At 71.3% G+C, this 24,905-nt stretch carries 15 protein-coding genes and 1 pseudogene; 11 read left to right on the forward strand and 5 right to left on the reverse strand.

What is annotated here, in order from left to right:
* Window positions 1–19: 19 nt before the first annotated feature.
* Window positions 20–1,144 carry a GuaB3 family IMP dehydrogenase-related protein gene (locus EJC51_RS29560; protein WP_059192856.1) on the forward strand — a complete coding sequence of 375 codons (1,125 nt, stop codon included), beginning with the start codon at window positions 20–22 and terminating at the stop codon, window positions 1,142–1,144.
* An 88-nt stretch (window positions 1,145–1,232) separates the two neighbouring features.
* On the opposite strand, the gene EJC51_RS29565 is transcribed toward EJC51_RS29560, so the two are convergent.
* Window positions 1,233–2,444: a nucleotide sugar dehydrogenase gene (locus EJC51_RS29565; protein ID WP_126273846.1), complete on the reverse strand. Its 1,212-nt coding sequence runs from the start codon at window positions 2,442–2,444 to the stop codon at window positions 1,233–1,235.
* 310 nt (window positions 2,445–2,754) lie between these two features.
* On the opposite strand from EJC51_RS29565, the gene EJC51_RS29570 reads away from it, so the two are divergent.
* Window positions 2,755–4,461: a glycerol-3-phosphate dehydrogenase/oxidase gene (locus EJC51_RS29570; protein ID WP_126273847.1), complete on the forward strand. Its 1,707-nt coding sequence runs from the start codon at window positions 2,755–2,757 to the stop codon at window positions 4,459–4,461.
* A 122-nt stretch (window positions 4,462–4,583) separates the two neighbouring features.
* Here EJC51_RS29570 and EJC51_RS29575 read toward each other — a convergent pair whose 3' ends face one another.
* Window positions 4,584–5,627, reverse strand: coding sequence for a serine hydrolase domain-containing protein (locus EJC51_RS29575; protein ID WP_126273848.1), 1,044 nt, complete (start codon window positions 5,625–5,627; stop codon window positions 4,584–4,586).
* 306 nt (window positions 5,628–5,933) lie between these two features.
* Here EJC51_RS29575 and EJC51_RS29580 point away from each other — a divergent pair, with 306 nt between their 5' ends.
* The 3 genes from EJC51_RS29580 to EJC51_RS29590 all read left to right on the forward strand — a co-directional run bounded on the left by EJC51_RS29580 (window position 5,934) and on the right by EJC51_RS29590 (window position 12,835).
* Window positions 5,934–8,045 carry a serine/threonine-protein kinase gene (locus tag EJC51_RS29580; protein ID WP_126273849.1) on the forward strand — a complete coding sequence of 704 codons (2,112 nt, stop codon included), beginning with the start codon at window positions 5,934–5,936 and terminating at the stop codon, window positions 8,043–8,045.
* Between the two features lie 175 nt (window positions 8,046–8,220).
* Window positions 8,221–11,073 carry a protein kinase gene (locus EJC51_RS29585; RefSeq protein WP_126273850.1) on the forward strand — a complete coding sequence of 951 codons (2,853 nt, stop codon included), beginning with the start codon at window positions 8,221–8,223 and terminating at the stop codon, window positions 11,071–11,073.
* Between the two features lie 142 nt (window positions 11,074–11,215).
* Window positions 11,216–12,835 (forward strand): serine/threonine-protein kinase, encoded by a 1,620-nt coding sequence (locus tag EJC51_RS29590; protein ID WP_126273851.1) that lies wholly within the window; start codon window positions 11,216–11,218, stop codon window positions 12,833–12,835.
* A gap of 225 nt (window positions 12,836–13,060) precedes the next feature.
* On the opposite strand, the gene EJC51_RS29595 is transcribed toward EJC51_RS29590, so the two are convergent.
* Window positions 13,061–13,480 carry a hypothetical protein gene (locus tag EJC51_RS29595; protein ID WP_126273852.1) on the reverse strand — a complete coding sequence of 140 codons (420 nt, stop codon included), beginning with the start codon at window positions 13,478–13,480 and terminating at the stop codon, window positions 13,061–13,063.
* A 251-nt stretch (window positions 13,481–13,731) separates the two neighbouring features.
* Between EJC51_RS29595 and EJC51_RS29600 the strand changes: the two are divergent.
* The 5 genes and pseudogenes from EJC51_RS29600 to EJC51_RS29620 form a co-directional block, all read left to right on the forward strand.
* Window positions 13,732–14,571 (forward strand): annotated as a pseudogene (locus EJC51_RS29600) (serine/threonine-protein kinase); the annotation flags it as partial.
* Window positions 14,572–14,712: 141 nt separating this feature from the next.
* Entirely contained in the window at window positions 14,713–16,350 is a 1,638-nt protein-coding gene (locus tag EJC51_RS29605; protein WP_126273853.1) for a serine/threonine-protein kinase, read from the forward strand.
* A gap of 53 nt (window positions 16,351–16,403) precedes the next feature.
* On the forward strand, window positions 16,404–18,062 hold the full coding sequence (locus EJC51_RS29610; protein WP_126273854.1) for a serine/threonine-protein kinase: 1,659 nt from the start codon (window positions 16,404–16,406) through the stop codon (window positions 18,060–18,062).
* Window positions 18,063–18,166: 104 nt separating this feature from the next.
* Window positions 18,167–19,780: a succinic semialdehyde dehydrogenase gene (locus EJC51_RS29615; RefSeq protein ID WP_126273855.1), complete on the forward strand. Its 1,614-nt coding sequence runs from the start codon at window positions 18,167–18,169 to the stop codon at window positions 19,778–19,780.
* An 11-nt stretch (window positions 19,781–19,791) separates the two neighbouring features.
* Window positions 19,792–21,570 carry a GMC oxidoreductase gene (locus EJC51_RS29620; RefSeq protein ID WP_126273856.1) on the forward strand — a complete coding sequence of 593 codons (1,779 nt, stop codon included), beginning with the start codon at window positions 19,792–19,794 and terminating at the stop codon, window positions 21,568–21,570.
* Window positions 21,571–21,714: 144 nt separating this feature from the next.
* Here EJC51_RS29620 and EJC51_RS29625 read toward each other — a convergent pair whose 3' ends face one another.
* The gene (locus EJC51_RS29625; RefSeq protein WP_166682918.1) at window positions 21,715–22,731 is read right to left on the reverse strand and encodes an LAETG motif-containing sortase-dependent surface protein; all 1,017 of its coding nucleotides are present in this window, start codon (window positions 22,729–22,731) and stop codon (window positions 21,715–21,717) included.
* Between the two features lie 243 nt (window positions 22,732–22,974).
* Between EJC51_RS29625 and EJC51_RS29630 the strand changes: the two genes are divergently transcribed.
* Window positions 22,975–24,081 (forward strand): hypothetical protein, encoded by a 1,107-nt coding sequence (locus EJC51_RS29630; RefSeq protein WP_126273858.1) that lies wholly within the window; start codon window positions 22,975–22,977, stop codon window positions 24,079–24,081.
* Window positions 24,082–24,630: 549 nt separating this feature from the next.
* Here EJC51_RS29630 and EJC51_RS29635 read toward each other — a convergent pair.
* Complete coding sequence (locus tag EJC51_RS29635; RefSeq protein ID WP_126273859.1) at window positions 24,631–24,888, reverse strand: chorismate mutase; 258 nt, start codon at window positions 24,886–24,888, stop codon at window positions 24,631–24,633.
* Between the last annotated feature and the right edge of the window lie 17 nt (window positions 24,889–24,905).

Raw genomic sequence — 24,905 nt, forward strand, 5'->3', positions numbered from 1 at the left:
TCAGGGAAAGGCCACACACGTGACTGAGATCGAGATCGGGCGCGGCAAGCGCGGCCGCCGGGCGTACGCCTTCGACGACATCGCCGTCGTCCCGAGTCGTCGTACGCGCGACCCGAAGGAGGTCTCGATCGCCTGGCAGATCGACGCCTACCGCTTCGAGCTGCCGTTCCTGGCCGCCCCCATGGACTCGGTCGTCTCCCCGGCCACCGCGATCCGCATCGGCGAGCTCGGCGGCCTCGGCGTGCTGAACCTCGAAGGCCTGTGGACGCGGTACGAGGACCCGCAGCCGCTGCTCGACGAGATCGCGGAGCTCGACGCGGAGACGGCCACCCGCCGCCTCCAGGAGATCTACTCCGCCCCCATCAAGGAGGAGCTGATCGGCGCGCGCATCAAGGAGGTGCGCGACTCCGGCGTGGTCACGGCGGCCGCGCTCTCCCCGCAGCGCACGGCGCAGTTCTCCAAGGCCGTGGTCGACGCCGGCGTGGACATCTTCGTCATCCGCGGTACGACCGTCTCCGCGGAGCACGTCTCGGGCTCCCACGAGCCGCTGAACCTGAAGCAGTTCATCTACGAGCTCGACGTCCCGGTGATCGTCGGCGGCTGCGCCACCTACACCGCGGCCCTGCACCTGATGCGCACCGGTGCCGCGGGCGTCCTGGTCGGCTTCGGCGGCGGCGCCGCGCACACCACGCGCAACGTGCTGGGCATCCAGGTCCCGATGGCGACCGCGGTGGCGGACGTGGCGGCGGCCCGCCGCGACTACATGGACGAGTCCGGCGGCCGGTACGTGCACGTGATCGCCGACGGTGGCGTGGGCTGGTCGGGCGACCTCCCCAAGGCCATCGCCTGCGGCGCGGACGCCGTGATGATGGGCTCCCCGCTGGCCCGCGCCACGGACGCGCCGGGTCGCGGCCACCACTGGGGCATGGAGGCGGTGAACGAGGAGCTGCCGCGCGGCAAGAAGGTCGACCTCGGCACCGTCGGCACCATCGAGGAGGTCCTGACCGGCCCCTCGCACATCCCGGACGGCTCCATGAACTTCTTCGGCGCGCTGAAGAGGGCCATGGCCACGACCGGCTACAGCGAGCTCAAGGAGTTCCAGCGCGTCGAGGTGACGGTCGCGGACTCGCAGCACAAGCGGTAGACGCCACGCTGTGGAAGGGCCCGTCCACCGGGGAGGTGGGCGGGCCCTTTCGCGTGCCGTCGGCTGTATCGGCTGTATCGGTATCGGCTCAGAGGCGGTGTGCGGCTCCGGTCGGGGTGGCACCCCGGGTGTCCAGCAGGAGCTGTGCCTTCACCGACAGGCCCTGGAGGTCGTACGTGCGGTGGTGCTGGAGCAGGATCGTGAGGTCCGCGTCGGCGGCGGCCTCGTAGAAGGAGTCCGCGCGGGGGACCGGGCGGTCCAGGACGTTCCAGGACGGGACGTGCGGGTCGTGGTAGCTGACCGAGGCGCCGAGTTCCATCAGCCGTACCGCGATCTCGCGCGCGGGAGTGGCCTGCTGGTCGGCGAGGTCCGGCTTGTACGTCACGCCGAGGAGCAGCACGCGGGCGCCGCGCGCGGACTTGCCGTGCTCGTTGAGGAGGGTGGCGGCGCGCTGGACCACGTAGCGCGGCATCTGGCTGTTGACCTGCTGGGCGAGTTCCACCATGCGCAGGCCGCGGCCGACGGGGGCGCTCGTCAGGTCCTGCGGGACCGAGTGGCCGCCGACGCCGGGGCCGGGGCGGAAGGTCTGGAAGCCGAACGGCTTGGTCTCCGCGCAGCGGACCACGTCCCACAGGTCGACGCCGAGGTCGTGGCAGAGGACGGCCATCTCGTTGACGAGGGCGATGTTGACGTGCCGGAAGTTCGTCTCCAGGAGCTGGACCGTCTCCGCCTCGCGCGGTCCACGCGCGCGTACCACCTTGTCGGTGAGGCGCGAGTAGAACGCGGCCGCGGACTCGGTGCAGGCCGGGGTCAGACCGCCGATCACCTTGGGGGTGTTGGCCGGGGTGAAGTCGCGGTTGCCCGGGTCGACCCGGCTGGGCGAGTACGCGAGATGGAAGTCGCGGCCCGCGCGCAGGCGGGAGCCCTCTTCGAGGAGCCGGCGCAGGAAGTTCTCGGTGGTGCCCGGCGGGACCGGCGACTCCAGGATGACCGTGGTGTGCGGGCGCAGGTGCGCGGCGAGGGTACGGGCCGCGGACTCCACCTGGGTGAGGTCGAGGCCGCCGTCCGCGCCGCGCGGGGTGGGCGCGCAGATGACCGCCGTACGCACCCGGCCGAGCTCGGCGGGCGAGGTGGCCGGCCGGAAGCCCCCCGAGAGCATCCGGCGCAGTTCGGCGGGGCTGAGCGAGCCGGCCTCGGGGCCGGTGCGGTAACCGAGCGTGGGGATTCCGGCGGCCACGGCCGCCTGGGCGAGGGGCAGTCCGTAGGGGCCGAGTCCGATGACGGCGAGATCTGCGGGCATGGCGTGGACCGTCCTTCCCAGAGCCGAGAGAGCGCGGGTTAGTCGAAGGGGGACAGGTGCGCAAGTCCTGTGGACAGGATGGGCGAGCGCAATGTCAGACTAGGAGTAAATATGACCGATATACGGGATTGATTCCGTGTGTCTCCCGGCGGTTCCTGGAGCTTTCGCCTACGTGTCGTGGAAGTTGTCCACAGGCTGGGGGCGACTGGTGGCTGAAGTCGGGCAAGCCGGTCAGAATTTGGGCATGGGGGATACGGACCGGGTCACTCCTCACGGGTGAGACCGGCGTGACCGACAGCGGGAGGCAGCGGTGAGGACAGCGACACTGGGGCCGGTGCAGCGAGCCGAGGCACTCGCCGCCATGGCTGAGCGCGAGCTGGACCTACTGGTGGTGGGCGGCGGTGTGGTCGGTGCCGGAACCGCCCTCGACGCGGTCACGCGCGGGCTGTCCGTCGGCCTGGTCGAGGCGCGTGACTGGGCGTCGGGCACATCCAGCAGGTCCAGCAAGCTCATCCATGGCGGCCTGCGCTATCTGGAGATGCTCGACTTCGCGCTCGTCCGCGAGGCCCTGAAGGAACGCGGGCTGCTGCTGGAGCGGCTCGCCCCGCACCTGGTGAAGCCGGTGCCCTTCCTCTACCCGCTCCAGCACAAGGGCTGGGAGCGGCTGTACGCCGGTTCGGGCGTCGCCCTCTACGACACGATGTCGATGGCGCGCGGACACGGACGCGGCCTGCCGATGCACCGTCACCTGAGCCGCCGTCACGCCCTGCGCGTGGCTCCCGCCTTGAAGAAGGACGCCCTGGTCGGGGCGCTTCAGTACTACGACGCCCAGATGGACGACGCCCGCTTCGTGGCCACGCTCGTGCGGACGGCGGCGGCGTACGGAGCGACGGTCGCCAACCGCGCGCGTGTGACCGGCTTCCTGCGCGAGGGCGAGCGGGTCGTCGGGGCGCGCGTGCAGGACGTCGAGGCGGGCGGGGAGTACGAGATCCGCGCCAAGCAGGTCGTCAACGCGACGGGTGTGTGGACCGACGACACCCAGGCCATGGTGGGCGAGCGCGGGCAGTTCCACGTCCGCGCCTCCAAGGGCATCCACCTCGTGGTGCCCAAGGACCGCATCCACTCCACGTCCGGGCTGATCCTGCGCACCGAGAAGTCCGTGCTCTTCGTCATCCCGTGGGGCCGGCACTGGATCGTCGGCACCACGGACACCGACTGGGACCTCGACAAGGCGCACCCCGCCGCGTCCAGCGCGGACATCGACTATCTGCTGGAGCACGTGAACTCGGTGCTCGCGGTGCCGCTGACGCGCGACGACGTGCAGGGCGTCTACGCGGGGCTCAGGCCGCTGCTGGCCGGCGAGTCGGACGCCACGAGCAAGCTCTCCCGCGAGCACACCGTGGCGCATCCCGTGCCGGGGCTCGTCGTGGTGGCGGGCGGCAAGTACACGACGTACCGGGTCATGGCCAAGGACGCCGTGGACGAGGCGGTGCACGGGCTCGATCTGCGGGTCGCGGAATGCGTCACCGAGGACGTGCCGCTGCTGGGCGCCGAGGGGTACCGGGCGCTGTGGAACGCGCGAGCGCGGATCGCCGCGCGGACGGGGCTGCACGTGGTGCGGGTGGAGCATCTGCTGAACCGATTCGGCTCACTGGCCGAGGAGGTCCTGGAGCTCATCGCGCAGGACCCGTCGCTGGGCGAGCCGTTGCAGGCGGCCGACGACTATCTGCGCGCCGAGGTCGTGTACGCCGCCTCGCACGAGGGGGCGCGGCATCTGGACGACGTGCTGACCCGGCGGACCCGCATCTCCATCGAGACCTTCGACCGGGGCACGCGGAGCGCGCGCGAGGCCGCGGAGCTGATGGCGCCGGTGCTGGGCTGGGACAAGGACCAGATCGAGCGCGAGGTCGAGCACTACGAGAAGCGGGTGGAGGCCGAGCGGGAGTCGCAACGACAGCCGGACGATCTGACGGCGGACGCGGCGCGGTTGGGGGCGCCGGACATCGTGCCGTTGTAGGGGCGTTGGCGGCGGCGCGTTGGTGTGGGGGCCGTGGCGTTGAGGCCTTTGCGCGGTGTGGGGGCTCGACTTCACTCGAACGGGTGTCGTGAGGCGGGATCTTCGTTCGGGACCCGGTCGTTCTACGAGGTGCGGGGGCAGAACTCGGCGGCGAGCAGGGCCGGTTCGAGGTCGGGATCTGCGATCGCGGTCGTGTTCACGCGGAAGGTGAGGACACGACGTCCGTCGAGGGTGGCCGCGGTGCGCACGTAGCTGCCCGGGATACGGCCGTTGTGCCCCCACACCGTCGTGCCGCACGGCAGCTTCACCGGAAACAGCCCCATGCCGTACAGGCCGTGTGCGGCACGGGTGTCGAGCATCTCGCGCAGCCGGCGCGGGGGCAGCAGCCGGCCGCCGAGGAGCGCCGCGTAGAAGCGGTCCAGGTCGGCCAGCGTGGTCACCAGCTCGCCCGCGGCCCCGGCCACCCGCGGGTCGAGCTCGGTGACATCGGTGCCGTCGGTCGCGCGGGCGCGGCCGTGCGGGGAGGGGAGAGAGGCGCGGGACCCAGGGAAGGAGGTGCCGGTCAGGCGCAGCGGAGTGAGGATGCGCCGCTCGGCCTCGACGGCGTAGGAGTGGCCGGTGACCTGCTTGATCACCATGCCGAGGACGACGTAGTCGGTGTTCGAGTAGAAGTAACGGCCGCGGTCGGCCGGAGGGTGGGAGACCGCGACGCGTACGGCCTGAAGAGGCGAGAGGGGGACCAGGCCACGGGTGTCCGCGGTGAAGTCGTACAGGCCGCTGGTGTGGGTGAGCAGGGCGCGCAGGGTCAGCGCGCGGCCGTCGTTGCCGGCTCCGCGCACCAGGCCGGGCAGGTGCTGGTCGACGGTGTCGGACAGGGACAGCCGGTGCTCCGCGGCCAGTTGGAGGACCACGGTCGCGATGAAGGTCTTCGTGATGCTGCCGGCGCGGAAGTGGTCGGCGCGGGCGATTCCGGGCCCGGCCTCGGCGTAGTGCGTCTCCGTCTCCTCGTGGGCCAGCAGGGCGGCGGCCGGTGCTTCGCCCCTGGTGAGGAGCAGGGGCAGGACCGTGTCCGTCGGTGGGGTGGCGGGGGCGGAAGAGGCGGCCGGGGCCAGGGCGAGGAGCGCCAAGGACACAGGTACGGCCAGTAGTGTCCGCAACGGGGGCACGGCGGGTCCTCCTGTCCGGCGAGGCGGGTTCCCGCTGTTCGGTGTGGCGGGTTCCTCCGGTGGTGCGGCCCATCATGCAGGGTGGCTGAAACTCGGCGTCGGGTGGTCCCGGACGTGGGGCGCGGGGCGGGGTCGGTGTGTCTTTGAGGTGGCTTTGGGGTGCCTTTGGGGCGCGTGACCGCCACGCGCTGTGAGGGTTCGGTCGCCCTGATGGTCGGCTTGTCGCCAGGGGCACCCTGGGCGTTGGGCACTTGTCGGGTGAGGGACAATGGAGGCTCTGTCAGGGCGGGTTGTATGAGGGGACGCATGTCGGAGGCGGAGCGGGCGGGAGCATCCCGTCAGGACAAGAGCGAACGTCTCCTCGCCGGGCGGTACCGGTTGGGAGCAGTGCTCGGCCGCGGCGGCATGGGCACGGTGTGGCGGGCCGAGGACGAGACCCTGGGCCGGATCGTCGCCGTGAAGGAACTGCGGTTCCCCTCCAACATCGACGAGGAGGAGAAGCGCCGGCTGATCACGCGCACGCTGCGGGAGGCCAAGGCGATCGCGCGGATCCGCAACACCAGCGCGGTGACGGTCTTCGACGTGGTCGACGAGGACGACCGGCCGTGGATCGTGATGGAACTCGTCGAGGGCAAGTCGCTCGCCGAGGTCATCCGCGAGGACGGCCTGCTGGAGCCGAAGCGGGCGGCGGAGGTCGGTCTCGCGGTGCTCGACGTGCTGCGCTCGGCGCACCGCCAGGGCATCCTGCACCGGGACGTGAAGCCGTCCAACGTGCTGATCTCCGAGGACGGCCGGGTCGTGCTCACGGACTTCGGCATCGCGCAGGTCGAGGGGGACCCGTCCATCACCTCGACCGGCATGCTCGTCGGCGCGCCCTCCTACATCTCCCCGGAGCGTGCCCGTGGGCACAAGCCGGGGCCCGCGGCCGACCTGTGGTCGCTGGGCGGACTGCTGTACGCGGCGGTGGAGGGTGTGCCGCCGTACGACAAGGGGTCCGCGATCGCGACGCTCACCGCGGTGATGACCGAGCCGCTGGAGGAGCCGAAGAACGCGGGTCCGCTGAAGGACGTCATCTACGGCCTGCTCACCAAGGACCCCGAGAAGCGGCTCGACGACGCGGGTGCCCGCGTGATGCTCAACGCCGTGATCCACGCGCCCGAGCCGAAGCCGGACGAGCCCGCGCCGGCGCCGGACGCGACGAAGGTCGTACCGCTGCCTCCGCAGCCCGACCGGGGTGAGGGCGGCGAGCGGCTGCGCGGGGCGCTGCGTTCGGTGCGCAAGGCCGCGGTGGCGGCGGGTGCGGCCGGTACGGCGGCGGCTTCTCGGGCCAAGTCCGGGGCGGGCAAGGGGGGTTCGGGGGCCGAGACGGCTTCCGGTGCCGGTGCTTCCGGTGCTGGTACTGGTGCTGCTGGTGTCGCCGGTGGGGCGGCTTCCGGTGGGGGTGTGGCTTCTGGCTCGGGTTCGGGCGCGGGTGCCGGTGTGGGCTCTGGTTCGGGTGTTGCCGCGGGGTCCGGTTCGGTCGGTGTGAGTGGTTCCGGTGCCGGTGCTACTGGGGCGGCGGGTTCCGCGGGGACCGGGGGCAACTCGGCCGGTGGTGGGCGGAGTTCGGGGTGGCCCGTGATGACGCCGCCGGATCTGCCTCCGCGGCCGGTGCCGAGGGCGCCGCTCACCGATGTGGTGCCGCGGCGGACGTTGGTGATCATCGCGGTGATCGTGGTGCTCGCCGTGGTCGCGGTCGTGCTGGCCCTCACGCTCGGTGGGGATGACGGCTCGTCCGACAACTCCGCGGGCGGCGGCGGTGCCAAGACTTCCGCCGGTACGAGCGCGAGTCCCTCCACCAAGGAGGACAAGGGCGGTGGCGGCGGCCGGACGGACGGTCAGGCGAGCCAGTCGGCGGAGGCCGGGGCCACGTCCGGGAGCACGCCGAGCAACAGTCCCACCGCGACCGGCGGCAGTGACGCGGGCGGTTCCGCCGGAGGCGGCAGCACCGCGGTGAAGACGTACAACGGCGGTCAGGGGTACTCGATCGGGCTGCCCAAGGGGTGGAAGTTCCAGACCTCGAGTTCCGCGGGGGACCGGTTCACCGGCCCGGACGGGCAGAAGCTGCTGGTCGCCTGGACGTCGACGCCGAAGGGCGACCCGGTGGCGGACTGGAAGAACCAGGAGCGGTACATGGTGCGCTCCCAGTACGACCGGGTTCGCATAGCGAAGGTGGACTACCGGGGCTGGCTCGCGGCCGACTGGGAGTTCACCTACAGCGAGGGCGGGACGAAGTACCGGACCATCGACCGGGGTTTCGTCGTCAACGACCATCTCGGATATGCGCTGATGTACACGGCGAAAGCCGCCAATTGGGGCAGCGAGCTGCGCAAGGACACCTGGCAGACGCTCGCGAAGACGTTCGAACCGAAATCGTGAAGTGACCGTGCGGTGACCGGTCCCGCGTTTCGGACATGAGATCTGGCATCCCCTCTTTGCGGCTTGCCTCCGGCACGTATCGTGAATGCTTGCGGACCGTACGCATCCAGGTATGGGTGCGGAACGGCACGCAGGGCGAACGGAATTGACCGACCGGGCTGCCGGGGGAGGCAACGTGGACGACTATGCGGGACGGGTACTCGCCGACCGCTACCGCCTGCCGCTGCCCCCCTCCGACGAGTACGAACTGACCGAGACCCGGGCCTTCGACACCTACAGCGGGCAGGAAGTCCTGGTCAGGCAGGTGCCGTTGCCCGAGGTCGTCGAGGCGGAGGTGCTCGACGCCGAGGGCTTGCCCGACGGTTTCACGGCAAGGGACCCGCGCGACAGGGGAGTCCGGCGGGGCGGTGCCGCGGCGCGGACCAGCACGCGCAGGCCGACCGATCCGGCCGTGCGGCGGGCTGTCGAGGCCGCGCAGGCCGCTGCCGCGATCCCCGATCATCCACGGCTCGACCAGGTCTTCGACGTGTTCGCCGAGGGCGGGTCGCTGTGGATAGTGAGCGAGTTGGTGGCCGCGCGGCCGCTGGCGGCGCTGCTCGCGGAGAAGCCGCTGACGCCCTACCGAGCGGCCGAGGTCGCCTCCGACGTGCTGATGGCCCTGCGGGTGCTGCACGCGCACGGCTGGGTGCACCGGAACATCACCGCCCGTACGGTGCTCGTCTGCGACGACGGACGCGTGATGCTGACCGGGCTCGCGGTCGGCGCGGCGGAGGAAGCGCTGTGCGGGTACGACCCGGTGCCGGCTCCGGAGGGTGACGGGAGCGGCGGGGTCGGGGGTGTGGCGGGAGCGCCTGGAGTCGGCGGGGCCGGGGGTGTGGCGGGAGCGCCAGGAGCCGGCGGTGACGGGCGATCCGGTGGTGACGCGCGATCCGGTGGCGACGGGCGATCCGGTGGCGACGGGCGCTTCGGTGGTGACGGGCGGGAGCTCGGGCCGCAGGGGGCGCCGGGTGTGCGGGCGGTGCCGGGGACTTTCAGTGGGCCGGGGGGCGTGAGCGCGGGCCCCGGTCTCGGTGGCGCCTCCGGGCCCGCCGCACCCGCGGGCTCCCTGGACCCCGAGGCCGCGCGGCGGGCCGCCATCGAGGCTCGGGAGGCCGGTGGGCTGCCGGGGCTCGGCGGTGAGACGGCGAACGGTGCCGGTGGGTCGGGCGCGGTCGCGCGCAGGGCCGTGGAGCCGACCGGCGGGGACGTCCGGGCCGCGCGCGCAGGGGCGATCGCCGCGTATCGCGCGGGTGCCCGGGCCGCCGCCCGCGTCCAGGAAGCCCAGCAGAACGGCCACGCCGCCCTGCCCGGAGCCCGCCCCTCGCCGGAGGAGGGCCCCGCGACCGGTGCCGGGGTCGACGGCGGGCCGACACCGCCGTACGGACCGGGCGGCGGCACCCAGGTCGCTCCCGGTGCCGCGGGCCCTGGTGAGGCGGGGTGGGCGGTGCCCGCCTCCGGACCCCTGGGTGGCACGGTCGCACCCGGCCGGGACGAGCATCGGCGGCCCGGTGCCACCCTCCCGGGGCAGATCGTCGACCCCTACGGCGTCCGGACCGACTCCTGGCAGGGGGCCGCTCCCGGTGGCGGTGGCGGCAGGGCGTTGCCGGGCGGGTCGGAAGGACGTACGGCCGCACTGCCTTCGGGCGGAACCGGGCCGTCCGTGCCGCACCCGGCTCCTGCTCCCAGCCGTTGGGACGAACTCGCCGTCGCCGCGCCCGCGCCCCGCGGCCCCGCCACCGCGCTCGCCGCCGAGCGGGCGCGGCAGGCCAGGATGGCCGTCGTCGGGCCGGTGACCGAGCGATGGGCGCCCGAGCAGGCCGGGCCGGTGCACGAGAACTGGCAGCTGGCCGCGCCGATCGGCCCCGCGACCGACCTCTGGGCGCTCGGCGCGCTGCTGTTCCGGGCCGTGCAGGGGCATGCGCCGTACCCGGAGGAGTCGACGGCCGAGCTGGTGCAGATGGTGTGCGGCGAGCCGCCGGCCTTCGCCGAGGAGTGCGGGCCGTTGCGGCCGGTCGTGGAGTCGCTGCTGCGTCAGGACCCCACCGAGCGGCTGGACTTCGAGGAGCTGCGGGGCTGGCTGCGCTCGCTCGTGCGCTCCGCGCCGGAGCCGGAGGCGGGCACGTATGTCGTCGCCGCGCCGCCGGTCGAGGGCAACCGGCTGCCCATCGTGCGGCGGCGGGGCGAGCTGGTGCGCAGGCGGCGCGCCGGACTGCCCGCGACCAGCCCGCACGGACGGCACAAGCGGGCCAAGGCCGCCCGGCAGGAGGAGGCGTCCCCGCGCAGGCTCGGGCGCATGCTGCTGCTGCTCGTGCTGCTGCTGATGGCGGGGGCGATCGCGTACGCCATGCTGTTCATGCCGAAGGCCGATTCGAAGGACGGCGCGGGCGGGACGGGCGCGGCCGACCGGACCGGCGCCGCGGGTGAGATCAGCGACGCGCCGAAGCAGACCGCCAGCAGCGAGCCGCGGCCCGAGCAGACCACGCCCAAGGCGGACGGCAGCAGCCCGCCCGAAACGCAGTCCAATGACCCCGACGTCGCCGACGGCTTCACCCTGCGCTCGGACACCGCCGGGTTCCGCGTCGCCGTGGCCGACGGCTGGGACCGGACGCCGAAGAACGGCCGCGGTCAGGTCGTGTACTCCCACGGCGACTTCGACCTGATCCTCGTACCCGGCCGGGACAGCGCGGACGAGTACGGCGAGGACCCCATGGCGTACCAGCGGGAGGACGAGCGCGAGCTCCAGCCGTACCGCGACTCCAGCTGGGCCAGCGCCTCCGGGCTGAAGACGATCTCGGTGGGCGGGCGGACCATGGCCGAGGGGCAGTTCACCTGGACCGACGACGCGGGGCGCGAGCTGTTCGTGCGCAATCTGGCGATCCTCGTCGGCGGGAAGTACCACGTGGTGCAGGTGCGCGGTCCCGAGGCGGAGCGGGACGAGGTCACACGACTGTTCGAGCAGGCGTCGGCGACATACGAGGTGACGGGCTGAGGACACTCGGTGACGGTTGCTTCCGGCTGGTGAAAGCGACAACTGTCACAGTGCTGTCTCCTTGGCACCCCCGTGGTTCCCTGCGTAGGGACCGATCCTTACGCTGACCCTGTCAAGACCATTGCGGGGCAACGTGAATCAGATGCAGGGCCTGCTCATCGCGGGCCGCTACCGGCTTGCCGACACCATCGGCAGCGGCGGCATGGGCCGCGTGTGGCGGGCCCACGACGAGGTGTTGCACCGGGCTGTCGCCATCAAAGAGCTGACCGCCGCCCTGTACGTCTCCGAGAGCGACCAGGAGCGGTTGCTCCACCGCACGCGCGCCGAGGCCCGCGCGGCGGCCCGGATCAACCACTCCGCCGTCGTCACCGTGCACGACGTCCTCGACCACGACGCCCGCCCGTGGATCGTGATGGAGCTGGTCGAGGGCCGTTCGCTGGCGGACGCGGTGAAGGCGGACGGGCGGGTGGAGCCGGTCGAGGCGGCGCGGATCGGCCTGTGGGTGCTGCGGGCGCTGCGCGCGGCGCACGACGCGGGGGTCCTGCACCGCGACGTGAAGCCCGGCAATGTGCTGTTGTCCCATGACGGCCGCGTCCTCCTCACCGATTTCGGCATCGCCCAGATCGAGGGCGATACGACGATCACCCGCACCGGCGAGGTCGTCGGCTCGGTCGACTACCTCGCGCCGGAGCGGGTCCGCGGCCATGACCCGGGTCCGGCGTCGGACCTGTGGGCGCTGGGCGCGACGCTGTACACGGCGGTGGAGGGCCGCTCGCCGTTCCGCCGCACCTCGCCGCTCGGCACCATGCAGGCGGTCGTCGAGGAGGAACCGGCCGCGCCGGTGCACGCGGGTGCGCTGGGGCCCGTCCTCGCGGCACTGCTCCGCAAGGAACCGGCCGAGCGGCCCACCGCGGCGCAGGCTGAGCAGATGCTGGCGGAGGTGGCCGAGGGGCGGCGGGCGAGCGCGGCGCAGGCGTATGTGCCGACGGGGCCTGTGCGGTACGCGCCGGAGACGGGCACCGCCGGTACCGGGACCCGTGCGGGGCAGACGGCCGCCGCCACGCCGTATCCGCCGCTGACGGCCCCGGTCCCGGCCGCTCCCGTCCCGCGCAAGCGTCACCGGTTGCGTACGTTCGCCCTGGTCGTGGCACTCGCGGCGATCGTCGGCGGGGGTGGTGCGGTCGCGTTGCAGCAGTGGAATTCGGGCAGCCCCTCCTCCTCGTCGAGCGAGAGTCCGGCTCCGACTCCGACCTCTTCCCCGACGAAGGGTGTGCAGGGGGCGATTCCCGCCGGCTGGGTGAGGTACGACGATCCCCTGGGCTTCAGCCTGTACCTGCCCAAAGGCTGGGACCGGACGGTCTCCATCGAGGAGAAGGACGGTCTGGCGCAGGTCGACTACTCGCCCGACAACGGCAGGACCCTCGTGCGCGTCGCCGTCGACACCGCGCCGGACTTCACCAACTCCTACGACCACATGCGTCAGTTGGAGACGAAAAACCAGAAGCGGCTCAAGGACTACACGACGCTGAGCATGAGGCAGGAGATCTACCGCGACCAGCCGAGTGTCCGCTGGGAGTACACCTGGACACAGCTGGCGAAGGACTCGCTCTTCGCCGGCCCGTACCGCGCGCTGGACGTGGCGTACATGACCCCTGACAGTGTCGAGTACGCCCTCTACACCGCCTCTCCGGCTGCCGACTGGGACGCAACGAGCAAGCGGTTCACCACCGTGCTGCGGAGCTGGCAGCCGAACCACTCCTGACCCGCCCCAACTTGGCCGGTCAGCGCCTCGAAATGTGTTCGTCCGAGGGGCGTACCGAGCAGCTGACCTGATGTACCTCGGTCTGCTGCAGGGCTGGCGAGAAGGAGGGTTCAGTCGGTAACCGTCGCCTTGACTCCGCCCGACTCGACGGACAATTTCGGTGAAACTCGGTGCAAGAACTTCGCCGAACAGGCTGACAACGTGTCCTAGATTGCTGTGTACTGCTCAGGCCCAGTCGGTGCAGAAGCGATTGTCGACTATGCTGTCACCTTCCATGACCGCCACACGCACCCCGACAAAGCGGAGCATGCCGTTGTCGTCGGATGCGTAGGTAGTAAAGTTGAGTTTCGATCCATTTCCGTCATATTCGTGATGCCAAGGCCACTTGACCTCTACAGGGCTGCCGCCGTCGGTGGAGACAAGCCGAATGGCCACATGGTGGCCATCGGCAGAGGTGTCCTTGACCCAGCCGCTTATGTCCACGTGGTTGTTTGACCAGTTGGTGAAGGTCATGCTCCCCGAGGCGCCGTTTGTGGAGCATGCGGCGCCGCCGCTCGCCGCACTGGCGTTGGTCACTGTGGCCGTGGCAAATATGGCCACCGCCGCGACACTCGTGACTGAAAGACGCTTCAATGTGTTTCCCATGTGTGGACGGTAAGGCTTTCATGATTCACGGGACAGCGTGATTCCAGTCACCCGTTTTCTCCGATATCGGGTGCATGTCGCGGTGATTTGCAACGCTTTGCATCCATTCGGAAACCGGGAATGGCTGAAAATAGACACTCTTGGGTGTGAGTGAGCCGTAGTTAGGTAAGGTGCCGGCCCCCGTGAGGCAATTCCCATTTGGCCGGTCACCGCCCCGGAAGGTGTTCGTCCGGCGGGGCATCATGGGGCTCATGGGGACCCAGGGGGGCAACTTCCGTGTCGTAGCGGGGCGTTATCGCCTGGAGGTGCGGCTCGGGCGTGGTGGTATGGGAGTTGTCTGGCGGGCCACCGATCAGCTGCTCGGACGGCGTGTCGCGGTCAAGGAGCTGGCCCTCGGCGAGACCCTCTCCGAGAGTGAGGCCCGCCGTTGGCGCGACCGGACCCTGCGCGAGGCGCGGGCGGTCGCGCAGCTCCGGCATCCGCACATCATCGTCGTTCATGACGTCGTCGAGGACGACGAACGGCCTTATCTCGTCATGGAGTTGATCGAGGGCGGCTCCCTCGCCGACCGGATCGCCGCGCGCGGCCCCGTCGACGCCGCCGAGGCCGCGCGGATCGGCGTCGCCCTGCTCGGCGCGTTGCGGGCGGCGCACGCGGCGGGCGTGTTGCACCGGGACATCAAACCGGCGAACGTGCTGATCGCCGACGACGGCCGGGTCGTGCTCACCGACTTCGGCGTGGCGCGGGTCGCGGGCGCGACCACCCTCACCGACCTCGACTCCTTCGTCGGCTCGCCCGAGTACACCGCGCCGGAGCGGATGTCCGGGCTCGCGACCGGCCCCGCGTCCGACCTGTGGTCGCTGGGTGCGCTGCTGTGCACGGCCGTCAGCGGTGAATCGCCGTTCCGGCGGGACTCGTTGGGCGGGGTGCTGCATGCCGTGGTCGCCGGGGAGATCCGGCTGCCCGCGCAGGCCGCGCCGCTGCTGCCCGTCGTACGGGGGTTGTTGGAGCGTGATCCGGGGCGGCGGCTGGACGGGGAGTCGGCGGAGCGGATGCTGCGGATCTTTCTGGAGACGGGGCACATGCCGAGCGTCGAGCGGCGTTCGCTGCGGGGTGCGCTGACGGCGGTGCTGCGAGCACGGCGACGGCCATGACGGGGATTGGTCACGGCTCTGTGACCGGAGAGCGTTCTGGCTGGATACCGCGGTGCCTGCCGCGATATGGATGGACCCATGAGCAGCGACGGGGGAGCCCCTTACGGGTCCGACGAGCCAACGAGTTTCAGTCTGCAACCGCCGAACCCGCCCGTGGCGGTGCCGCACCCCGACAACCCGTACGCCGCACCCACCACCCAGGTCGTGCCGCAGCAGACGGCGCCTCGACAGGACGCCGGCGCGGGGCGGTTGATCGCGGGCCGCTACCGGTTGCTCGGCAAGCTCGGGGACGGCGGGATGGGGACGGTGTGGCGGGCCAAGGACGAGACGGTGGACCGTGAGGTCGCGGTCAAGGAGCCGCGCGTCCCCGACCACCTTCCCGAGCGTGAACGCGCCAACGCCTTCGAGCGGATGCGGCGCGAGGCGCGGGCCGCGGCCCGGCTCGATCACCCGGCGGTCGTGAACGTGCACGACGTGGCGGTCGTCGACGGCCGGCCGTGGATCGTCATGGAGCTGGTGCGGGGGCGTTCGCTGGGCGACGCGTTGCAGGAGGGCACCCTCGGGGCGCGGGAAGCGGCGAGCATCGGCCTTCAGGTGCTGGCCGCGCTGGAGGCCGCGCACGCGGCGGGCATCCTGCACCGCGACGTCAAGCCGGACAACGTCCTGCTCGGCCGCCACGGCCGGGTCGTCCTCACCGACTTCGGCATCGCCCAGATCGAGGGCGAGACGAGCCTGACCGACACGGGCGGCTTCGTGGGCTCACCCGAATACATCGCACCGGAACGGGTGTTGGGGCAGCGCCCCGGCCCGGCGTCCGACCTGTGGTCGCTGGGCGTCGTGCTGTACGCGGCCACGGAGGGCGTCTCACCGTTCCGCCGCAGCAACACGCCGGCCACCCTCCAGTCCGTCCTCAACGCCACCCCCGCCGCGCCCGCCTCGGCGTCGGGCCCGCTGGCCGAGGTCATCACGGGGCTCCTCCAGAAGGAGCCGGGCCGCCGCCCGACCGCCGCCCAGGTGCGTGCCCTGCTGGAGAAGGCCGCCGCAGCACCGGCGCCGACGCGGGTCGTGCCGCCGGCCGAGGGTGTCGCGAAGGGCATCCGGCTGGGCCGCAAGACACTCGTCGGGCTCGGTGCGGCGGTCGTCGCGGCGGCGGTGGCGGCGTACCTGGTGATCGCGGACCCGTTCGCGGGGCCTTTGCCGGACGGCTGGAAGACCGTTCACGAGAAGGACGTCGCCGCCTCCCTGGCGGTGCCCGCCGACTACCAGCCGAGGTACCCGGACCGGAAGACGGACGACGGCCACTGGGTCACGTACACCGACTGGAGCGGCAGCATCTGGATCGGCCTGCGACTGGACAAGAAGTCCGAGGACCCGAACAACAGCATCGCCGACTCGGCCGCCGCCGAAATGTACGAGGACAACAAGCAGTTCAAGGACAACGGCGAGTACGACCTCCAGATGCCGGAGAACCCGCGCACGCAGACGGACGGCGGCGCCACCTACCAGGGCAAGCCGGCCGCCCAGAACACGATCACGTACACGACCGACGACACCCAGAACCCCCGCCCCCGCGAGATGCAGATCTTCTACTACAAGACCTCCAAGGGCGACATGTACAAGCTCACCATCAGTTACCCCGGGAAGGGCGATTTCACGGCCCGCGGCCAGGAGGTGGCGAAGACCGCCATCGCCGAACTGGACGTCGACGTCATCTGACGCCCGGCCGCCCCGCGTCGACAACCCCCCACGCCACAAGGTACTCATGGGACATGAGCAACGACGGGGGCGGCGTGAGCCCCAAGGGGCGACTCATAGGTGGGCGATATCGGCTCGTCGAGCGCATCGGGTCGGGCGGTATGGGTACCGTCTGGCGGGCGCTCGACGGGCTCGTCGACCGGGACGTCGCCGTCAAGCAGCCGAGGCTGCCCGGTGACCCGGAGGACGAGGCCCATCAGCGGGCCTCGCACCGGCTGTACCGCGAGGCCCGTGCCGCCGCCCGGGTCGATCATCCCGCCGCCGTTTCCATCCATGACGTCGTCGTCGAGGACGGGCTGCCCTGGATCGTCATGGAGCTGGTGCGGGGCGAGTCACTGCACGCGGTGCTCGAACGCGGGCCGTTGGAGCCCGCCGAGGCCGCTCGCATCGGCCTCGCCGTCCTCGGCGCGCTGCGCGCCGCGCACGCCGTCGGGATCGTGCACCGGGACGTCAAACCCGCCAACGTCCTGCTCGGATCGCACCACCGCGTCGTCCTCACCGACTTCGGCATCGCGCATGTCCAGGGCGAGGATTCCCTCACCGCCACCGGCGAGTTCGTCGGCTCGCTGGAGTTCATCGCCCCCGAGCGCATGTCGGGGCGGAGTGCGGGTCCCGCGTCCGACCTGTGGTCCCTCGGCGTGCTTCTCTACGCCGCCGTGGAGGGCTGGTCCCCGTTCCGTCGTACGTCGGTGGAGTCGACGCTCGCCGCGATCCTGACCGCGGAGGTGCCCGAGCCGAAACAGGCCGGCCCCCTCGGCCCGCTCCTCACCCGGCTGCTGGAGAAGGACCCCGCCGGGCGGCCGGACGCGGAGGAGATCGAGGCGGCGCTGGCCGCGGCGGCGGGGGAGTGGCCGCGGGCGGCGGAGGACCCGGGGCTCCAGGACGCCTCGGGTCTGGAGGAGTTCGGGGACGACATCGGGACCGTACGGCTGGGGCAGGCCGGGGCCGACGCGGACACCCTGACGGCCGTCGGTGCTCCGGCGGACGACACGGTGCCCGAACCCGCGGCCGCCGGACGACGTATGCCTCGTCCCCTGTCCCTGGCCCTCACCGGCGGCCTCCTCGTCGGCGCCACCTGGTTCGGCATCGCCTCCCTCACCGGCCCCGACAGCGGCGCGGGCACGAAGAACACGGCCGCGGACCACTCCGCTTCACCGGAGACGGAGACGGAGACGGAGACGAAGGCGCCGCCGACGCCGGCACCCACCTCCGCCGACGGCTGGACCGCGCACGCCGACAAGGGCATGAACGCGACCCTCGTCCTCCCCGCCGCGTACAAGGAGTTCGCCCGCTCGGGCAGCGACACCTTCCAGCCCCGCCAGGTGGAGTACGCCGCCGGCTCCGTCCAGGTCCGCTTCACCAAGTGGGACAAAGCGCCCGGAACGCCGATGAGCCAGGCCGAACAGCACGTGAGAACCGCGGAGTTCTTCGAGAACCCCACCACCCCGCAGTACACCACCACCAGCCTCCACGGCTGGGACGCCGTACAGTCCGACATCACCTACGGTGACAAGGACCTCCGGCGCCGGCTCCTGGAACTGTTCGTACGCACGGACGACAACCGGCTGTACGAGCTGCGCGTCGAAATGCCCAAGGGCACGGCCGAGGAGAAACGGGGAACGGCGGTTTTCAAGGACGCCCGCGACCGGCTGACGATTGCCACAACGCCCTGATCAGGGCGTTTGCCGCCAGCGGTCACTGGCGCCGTGTGTGCGGTCGGTGAATCCCGGTTACCGCCGGGTACCCAAAGTCCCCGACCCGGCATACCCTGCGCGTCATGACGGACTCGCAGGCCCCGGAACTGACCGGCACCAACCCCCTCGCCCCCGCCCCGGAGGGCGCCCGTACCGCCGCCGACGTGGTCACCCCGGAGCTGGTCGCGCAGCTCACCAAGGGCGTGGTCGGCTCCGGTCGTACCGCCAATCACACGCCGTTCACCGGCGAGAAGCTGGCCGACCTGCCCGAGTCGACGCCCGAGGACGTGGCGAAGGCCTTCGAGGCGGCCCGCGCGGCGCAGGCGGTGTGGGCGCAGACGCCCGTACGGCAGCGCGCGGCGGTGCTGCTCCGCTTCCACGACCTGGTGCTCGAACGCCAGGCCGAGGTCCTCGACCTCATCCAGCTGGAGACCGGCAAAGCCCGTCTGCACGCCCACGAGGAGGTGCAGGCCGTCGCGGTCGCCGCCCGCCACTACGGCCGCCGCGCCGCCGCCTATCTCAAGCCCAAGCGGCACGCGGGCGCCATGCCCACGCTCACGCGCGTCACCGAACTCCGTCACCCGCGCGGTGTCGTCGGCCAGATCGCCCCCTGGAACTACCCGCTGGAGCTGTCGGTCGGCGACGCGCTCCCGGCGTTCGTCGCGGGCAACGCCGTCGTCATGAAGCCCGACACCGAGACCTGCCTGACCGCCCTGTGGGCGCGCGACCTGCTCATCGAGGCGGGTCTGCCGGCCGACGTCTTCCAGGTCGTCCTCGGCGACGGCCCGGTCATCGGCCCCGAGGTCGTCCGGCACGCCGACTACGTCTCCTTCACCGGCTCCACCCGCACCGGCCGCGAGGTCGCCCAGGGCGCCGCCGCCCGGCTGGTCGGCGTGTCCCTCGAACTCGGCGGCAAGAACGCCATGTTGGTCCTGGAGGACGCGGACATCGAGAAGGCCGCGGCCGGCGCCGTTCGCGCCTGCTTCTCCTCCGCGGGCCAACTCTGCATCTCCATCGAGCGGTTGTACGTCCACGAGTCGATCGCCGACGCCTTCCTGGAGCGCTTCGCCGCCCGCACGAAGGCCATGCGGCTCGGCAAGTCCCTCGCCTACGGCGCCGACATGGGCTCCCTGGTGGGGGAGCGGCAGCTGGAGACCGTCACCCGGCACGTGGAGGAGGCCGTCGCCAAGGGCGCCAAGGTCGTCGCCGGTGGCGTCGCCCGCCCGGACATCGGCCCGTACTTCTTCGAGCCGACCATCCTCGACGGCGTGACCGAGCCGATGGCGATCTGCACCGAGGAGACCTTCGGTCCGGTGGTCTCCCTCTACCGCTTCAAGACGGACGAGGAGGCCATCGAGGCCGCCAACTCCACCTCGTACGGCCTGAATGCCTCGGTCTGGACGAAGGACGGCAAGCGCGGCCGCGAGGTCGCCGCCCGGCTGCGCACCGGCACGGTCAACGTCAACGAGGGCTACGCGTCCGCCTACGGCAGCGTCCAGTCCCCGATGGGCGGCATGAAGGACTCCGGCCTCGGCCGCCGCCACGGCTCCGAGGGCATCCTCAAGTACACCGAGGCCCAGACGGTCGCCCAGCAGCGGCTGCTGCCGATGGCCCCGGCGCTGGGGATGGACGACGAGAAGTACGCCCAGTTCATGAGCCGCAGCCTGAGGCTGATGAAGGCGTTCCGGTTCCGGTAGGGAGAGCACACGTGCCACAGGACGACTACGACTACGACGTCATCGTCGTGGGTTCCGGATTCGGCGGTTCGGTCAGCGCCCTTCGCCTCACGGAGAAGGGCTATCGCGTGGGCGTCCTGGAGGCGGGCCGCCGCTTCACCAGGGAGACCCTCCCCAAGAACTCCTGGGACCTCAAGAACTACCTCTGGGCCCCCAAGCTGGGCATGTACGGCCTCCAGCGCATCCATCTGCTGGGCAACGTCATGGTGCTGGCGGGCGCGGGGGTCGGCGGCGGCTCCCTCAACTACGCCAACACCCTCTACGTACCGCCGAAGCCGTTCTTCGAGGACCCGCAGTGGCGTGACATCACGGACTGGGAGGAGGAGTTGAGGCCGTACTACGACCAGGCGCAGCGCATGCTCGGCGTACGGCTCAACCCGACGATGACCCCGTCCGACGTCCATCTGAAGGCGGCGGCCCAGCGGATGGGCGTGGGCGACACCTTCCACATGGCGCCCGTCGGCGTCTTCTTCGGCGACGGCAAGGACGCCGACGGCTCGGTGCGGGCGAAGGCCGGCGAACACGTCACCGACCCCTACTTCGGTGGCGCGGGACCGGCCCGCAAGGCCTGTACCGAGTGCGGCGAGTGCATGACCGGCTGCCGCCACGGCGCGAAGAACACCCTCAACGAGAACTACCTCCACCTCGCCGAGAAGGCGGGCGCGGTCGTGCACCCCATGACCACGGTCGTGTCGGTCACGGACGACTCGCAGGGCGGGTACGCGATCGCCACCCTCCCCACGGACCGGAGGAAGAAGGGCGAAGGCCGGACCTTCAAAGCCCGCCGGGTCGTCATCGCCGCCGGCACCTACGGCACCCAGACGCTGCTGCACCGCATGAAGGCGGGCGGGCAACTGCCGTACATCTCCGGCAAGCTGGGCGAGCTGACGCGCACCAACTCCGAGGCACTGGTCGGCGCGCAGACCGACGACCGGCGCTATCGCAGGGCGACGGGCTCGGCCAAGGCCGACTTCACCCGGGGCGTCGCCATCACCTCGTCCATCCACCCGGACGAGAACACCCACATCGAGCCGGTCCGCTACGGCAAGGGCTCCAACTCGATGGGCGGCCTGTCGATCCTCCAAGTCCCCTACGCGGAGGGCTCGTCGAGGGTCGCGGGCTGGCTGGCGAACGCGGCCCGGCATCCGCTGCTCGTCCTGCGGTCCCTCTCCAACCGCCGCTGGTCGGAGCGGACCATCATCGGCCTGGTCATGCAGTCGCTGGACAACTCCCTGACGACGTACCTGAAGCCGGACGGGGTCGGCAAGGGGCTGCTGACCGCCCGGCAGGGCCATGGCGCCCCCAACCCCAAGCAGATCAGGGCCGCTTCGGAGGCCGCCTCCGCGATCGCGGCGGAGATCAACGGCTTCGCCGGTTCGAACGTCGGCGAGCTGATGGGCACCCCGCTCACGGCCCACTTCCTGGGCGGCTGCCCGATCGGGGCGAGCCCGGAGGACGGGGTCATCGACCCCTACCACCGCCTCTACGGCCACCCCGGCATCTCGGTCGTCGACGGCGCCGCGGTCTCCGCCAACCTGGGCGTGAACCCGTCGCTCACCATCACCGCGCAGGCCGAGCGGGCGATGTCGTACTGGCCCAACAACGGCGAGGCCGACCCGCGGCCGGCGCAGGGGGCGGCGTACGAGCGTCTGAAGCCGGTCGAGCCGCGGTCACCGGCGGTCCCGGCGGACGCGTTCGGCGCGCTGCGGCTGCCGTTCCTGGGGATGCCGGCGGTGCCGCCGAAGCCGTAGAACCGACGACAGACGTCGTACAACCGACGGCAGACGTCCTAGAACCGACGGCAGACGTCGTAGAACCGACGGCAGACAGAGAGAAGGACCTGCATCCCCCTCCGAACGCAGGTCCTTCTCTCTTTTTCTTGCAACTGGCTTGTGTTACGCCTGCGTGCCCGCCTTACGGCGACGCACCGCGAAGACGGCACCCGCACCGGCGACGACCGCGACGCCGCCCACGAGACCGATGGTCGGCAGCGCGGAGCTGGAGCCGGTCTCGGCGAGGTTGCCGGTCGGCAGGTCGGAGACGTCGCCCTGCGGCTTCTTCACCGAGTCCTTCGAGCCCTTGTCGCTCTTGTCGGCCTCACCCGGGTTCGGGTTCGCGGAGCCGGCCTTGAGGACCGAGAAGTCGTACTGGGCCCAGCCCTCGGCGATGCAGTCCTGACCGTCGACGTTGTCGAGATAGGCGCCGGAACCGAAGGAGTAGGCGTCACCGGCCGGGGCCTTGGCGTCGATGCTGACGCGCAGGTTGACCGACTGGCTCTTGCCCGCCTTCAGCTCGTCGATGTAGAAGAAGTAGTCGCCGGCCCAGTCGTCGTTGCCGATGCGGTCCCAGGAACCCGTCTCGGGGTTCTTGAACTCCAGGTCGACGTACGGGCTCAGGAACTTCGCCTCGTCGAGCTCGTAGTTCTCGACCTCGGCGTAGAAGGCCACGCCGTCGACCGTGGTGCCGGAGTCGTTGGTGACGACCAGCTTGAAGTTGTGGAAGCCGTCACCGGCGACGATCTTGCCGGGCAGGCCCTTGATGTCCGCGGAGACCTTGGCGTCCGAGAAGTCCTCGTCGAGGTCCTCGCAGTAGGGGACGTCCGGGTCGGTCGGCTCCTCGCTCGGCTCGGCCGACTCGCTGGGCTCGGTGGAGTCGGTGGGCGACGCGCTGCCGGTCGGCGAGGTCGTGTCGGTCGGCTGGGTGGAGGCCGTGGGCGACGTGGTGTCGGTCGGCGAAGCGGTGTCGCTCGGGACCTCGGTCGGGGCCGTCGGCGAGGTGGTGTCGGTCGGCGTCTCCGACGGCGTCTCGGTCACCGTCTCGGTGGGGGCCGGGGACGTCTCGTCCGCGAACGCGGCAGGCGCGGACAGCAGCGCGAGCGGGGCTATGACAGCCGTCGCAGCCGCTGCGGCCATGGCACGGCGAAGCTTCATGCAAGACCTCAAGAAGTCCGGTGTGCTGCGTCGCAGCACGCGAGTGGGGCAGTGGGGCCTCGCGTGTGGGGCGCGGCTGTGGCCCTTGGTACGCATGGTTTGATCCACGAGGGCTGTGAATGGTTGCACTCGCATTCACAGAATTCTTATGTGGCCTGAGTCACAGCCGGATCCCGCCGGATTTTCCTTGTGAAGGCGCTTTCCGACCCCCTAGAACTGACGATCGTGTCTGACAAGCCTGCCGAGGACTCCTCCTCGACCCCCGAAGTGCCGGACGAGGTCTGGGAACAGTTCGTTCGCGCCAATGAAACGGCCGCTCCGAAGGAGCCCTCCGCCCGCGCCCGCATGGTGACGGAACGGCTCCGCCGGCAGGAGGCGCGGGGCGAGCTGCCCGAGGGGTGGCGCGCCGGGCCCGCCCGGCAGGAGAAGAAGCGCGGCCGCGGGGTGTGGAAGGCCCTGGGGGTGCTGCTCGCCGTGGCCGTTGCCGTCGTCGCGATCAAGCCGTCGCTGCTGCCCGGCGACCCCTTCGGCGCGGACTCCGCCGACGAGGCGTCCGAGACCCTGCCCGCGGAGACGGCGGCGCCGACCGGCCCGCCCGCGTCCGCGGCCCCGCGCACCCCGACGCTCGACGACCCGTTCGCCGGTTCGCCCGCCAAGCGCTGGGCCGACGGCCAGGCCGGCATCGTCGTACCGGAGGCGAAGGCGGTCGGCGGGCGGAGCAAGGCGGATGTGGCGAGTGCCCTGGAGCTGACCCGGAAGCTGCTGATCGACGCGAACCTGGACCCGGCGACCCTGCGAGGGGAACGTCCGGAGACGGCGCTCGACCTGCTGGAGCCGCAGCAGAACGTGCCCGGCTTCCTGAAGAAGGCCCTGAGCAAGCCGGACAGGAAGCATGATCCGCTGGTGATGTTCAGCCGCTTCGACCCGGACGAGGTCCGGCTCGTCGGTGACGTCGTGAAGACCCGCGGCCGTATGACCTTCAAGGCCGGCCAGGGCGCGGCCGTCGCCGTGCACGCCGACTACACCTTCGTCTACCCGGTGGTCCGCACCGACGGCACGACCGACGTGGCCCGCACCATCGTCCGCCGCGTCCTCGACCTCGAACTCTCCGACCCGGCCAAGTACCGGGTCACCCCGGGCAAGATCGGCGTCGTGAAGTACGACCAGGACATCGGGAACTCGGCCTGCGACGTCTACGACGGTTTCCTGCACCCGCACTTCCCGTCGGCCGAGCCCACGGGTGCGACGCCGACAGGCCCGACGACGGACCCGTACGACCGCAGCCGGGACATCAGTGACGACAAGGGCTGCGGGACCGTGTCCCGGACATGACCCCTGTCCGACCATGCCGATGACATGCGAAGGGCCCCGCGGGACGGAACCGCGGGGCCCTTCTTTCGTCAGCACCGGCGTCAGGGCAGCGCCGGTGCCTGGGGAGCGGCGCCGGGGGGTTGCGCCGCTGGTCCTGGATGCCCGGGTCGGCGCCCCGGCGCATGCGGGGCGCGCGGATGGTCTCGACCTCTGGCAGGGCCGTAACGCACAGACAATGTGGGTGTGTACAGGGGGACTTGGGCTTTGTAGGCATCGTGCTGGACGGACCCGGCCTCCGCAACCGTTTGGTCCAGCCTTCTGTTCCCGCCGGCCGGCCCCGGGCGTCCCCGGAGCCGACCGTTCTCTTGGGTGACCGGGCTGCTGTCCCCTGCCGTCCGGTCACTTACCTGGAGCGAGGTCCCACGACGTACGGCAAGATCCGAACGTCTCATCGCTCCAGCGAGCCACGCGTGGTTCTGTCGGGCCCGCCCCTGGCTGGCACGGACACCACCACCAACGAAGCGGTCCGCGATGCGGTCACGCGCCGTACGGGTGAGAGGCGGCCCGAACTCAGATGCGACCCCTGCACAGTTCGAGCAGCGTCATCGCGAGCGAGGTGCCGGGCTTGCCGAGCGCCTCGCTGAAGTGGTGGAGGACCTCCATCTCGCGCGCGAGGTGCACGCGCCGTCCGCCGGAGGCGATACGGGTCTGCTGCACGACGGCGGAGACGGCCGCCCGTTCCTGGATGAGGCCGATGATCCGGTCGTCGATGGCGTCGATGCGCTCACGGGCGTCGGCGATGACGGCTTCGGGCGTGGTGGTGGTCACGGTGGCTCCTCGTGTTC

The organism is Streptomyces aquilus (assembly GCF_003955715.1).
GTDB classification, from domain to species: Bacteria; Actinomycetota; Actinomycetes; order Streptomycetales; family Streptomycetaceae; genus Streptomyces; species Streptomyces aquilus.